Raw genomic sequence first — 2,218 nt, 5'->3', positions numbered from 1 at the left:
TGATTCATCTAGCCATACGGTTAGAGAACCGCGCTGCTTGAGGGCATTGTTATAAGAGGGCCAGTTGGTGATTTTAAAATTTTGTTTTGCCATGGAGACCTGATTTTGAAACAACTGTGGTGATCTGCTCCGATGATTACCAAAAAGTTCTATTTATTCAACAACGCCTCAAAAAATAAGCCATTATTTTTTTAACGGCTATTATTTCTCTTCATGACAAGAAAGCATTGACGCAATCTGCCGTTATAACCCTTTATAACGCAGAGGCATACGCCGAATACCGGTATGTTTGTTACTGCGGACCCACTCCACGGGGCCGTTTAATGCGAAGGCATCAATGTTGTTTAGCAATTCCCGAAAGACAACACGCATCTCCAGCGTCGCCAACTGCGCTCCCAGACAGCCATGTCCCCCGCTGCCGAACGCCAAATGGGCATTTTTCTCCCGGCAGATATCAAAGGCGAAGGGGTTGTCAAACTGCTGTTCATCGCGATTGGCCGAGGCCCACCACAACGTCACTTTCTCGCCAGCTTTGATGCGTTTACCCGCGATGTCAACATCGCGCGTGGCGGTGCGGCGGTTGTACGGCGTGGGCGAGGTCCAGCGTAAAATTTCCTCCAGTGCCCGGTTCATTCGCGCAGGCTCTTGTTGTAACAGTCGCCACTGTTTCGGATGCTGAATAAACGCCAGTATTCCGCCCGCAATAGCATTGCGCGTGGTTTCCAAACCGGCCACCATCACCACGCTAAACACCATCACCTGCTCCATCGGCGTCAAGCTGCCCAGTTCAGCGGAAAGTTCTCCCGCGATCGCCAGCGAAACAATATCATCACCGGGTACCTGACGACGTTGTTCCACAACGTGCTGTGCGTAAGCCATAAACTGCTGCATGCCTTGCTGACTGCTGACACTGCTCTGCCCCAATTGACGATCGGAATAATCAAGCACCGCGTTAATCCAACCTGAGATCGGTTGCCGATCTTCAGGAGGAATCCCAACCAAATGTGCGATGGCAAACAGCGGAAGTTCGGCGGCAATATCCGACACAAAATCTCCTTCCCCTTTGGCTAACGCACTCATGACAGCCTGACGCGCCGCCACAGTAAGAATGGGCTCCAATGCAGCAATGCGCCCTCGGGTGATCCCCGGAGCCATCAGACGTCGCAACGCTTTATGGCGCGGATCGTCCATCATATTGATGACGGTCCCCGGCCCTGCGGCACAAGGAAGATCCTCAATCATGGTTCCACCTCCGGCACGATCGCCGCCTCGATGAGAGGAGAAGGTGTCGATATCTCTGGCGAGCGGCACAATATCCTGATAGCGCGTGAACACCCAAAAACCCTCGTTATCAGGCGTCAACGGGGTGGCCGGATGATACAGCGCGCCCCCACTCTGTCGCAATTGCGTGAAAACGGAATGGGGAAAGCCTTGAGAGAACAGCGTCAAATCCGTCAAATCAACGTCAGGCAGCGGCCAACGCGTAGCGCAATGCTGACTATCACACAGAGGCTCAGACATCATCGTCTCCTTATCCTTCTCGGGGATGTACAATGCGCCATCCTTCAGCGCGCACTTTTGCCTGTCAAAAGGCCGCGTAGCGTCCATTCATGGCCAACAACTGTTGATGGTTGCCCTGTTCCACAATCTGCCCGTGATCAAGCACTAATGTGTGATCCGCATTGCGGATGGTGTGCAACTGATGCGCGATGACCAGCATGGTGCAGCGGCCACGCAATGCGTTAAGCCCCTGAATGATCGCTTCCTGATTTTCCGGGTCTAACGCACCGGTTGCTTCATCCAACAGCAGGATTGGCGCATTTTTCAGCAATGCGCGCGCCAGTGCGGCACGCTGACGTTCACCGCCCGACAACAATCCTCCCCCTTCGCCGACCCGGCTATCCAGCCCCAGTGCATATTCGCATGCGATCGATCATCGATTCGCACGCATCTAAGGTCGATCACGTTTTCGCATCGTATCGATCATCCGGGAACCTAACTTTTTTATCGTTTTAGCGTGTTTCTTCTGCGCTTTCCACTACCGGGCTATTTTTCCTTAATGATTCTCCCGGCTTTGGGCTTTGTTGAATAATAGTGAGTCATGCTGTTTTGCCAAGCCAGTTTTGGTAGAAAATGCTTGTCCCCTCAGGTGTACATTTTTCTCATGAGGCCTAACTGCATGATTTTACGTTGCGAGTATCCGTCGTTTCACTGGACT

The 2,218-nt window shown here is 52.5% G+C and carries 2 protein-coding genes and 1 pseudogene; all 3 read right to left on the bottom strand.

All coding sequences use genetic code 11. The features are described from left to right. A pseudogene (locus QZ506_RS10500) lies at positions 1 to 93 on the bottom strand (IS5/IS1182 family transposase); the annotation flags it as partial. 150 nt (positions 94 to 243) lie between these two features. Next, on the bottom strand, positions 244 to 1,521 hold the full coding sequence (locus QZ506_RS10495; protein WP_291970953.1) for a cytochrome P450: 1,278 nt from the start codon (positions 1,519 to 1,521) through the stop codon (positions 244 to 246). A gap of 64 nt (positions 1,522 to 1,585) precedes the next feature. Further along, on the bottom strand, positions 1,586 to 1,906 hold the full coding sequence (locus QZ506_RS10490) for an ATP-binding cassette domain-containing protein (protein WP_291970955.1): 321 nt from the start codon (positions 1,904 to 1,906) through the stop codon (positions 1,586 to 1,588). Between the last annotated feature and the right edge of the window lie 312 nt (positions 1,907 to 2,218).

The sequence above is a fragment of the Candidatus Symbiopectobacterium sp. genome (assembly GCF_020054415.1).
Lineage (GTDB): Bacteria > Pseudomonadota > Gammaproteobacteria > Enterobacterales > Enterobacteriaceae > Symbiopectobacterium.
The sequence above is the reverse complement of the archived record's forward strand: the minus strand, read 5'-3'. Positions and strand labels throughout refer to the sequence as shown.

What these genes read in the sequence shown, in the direction of transcription:
- QZ506_RS10495 (WP_291970953.1), bottom strand. Translation starts at nt 1,521, where the DNA reads ATGTCTGAGCCTCTGTGTGATAGTCAGCATTGCGCTACGCGTTGGCCG.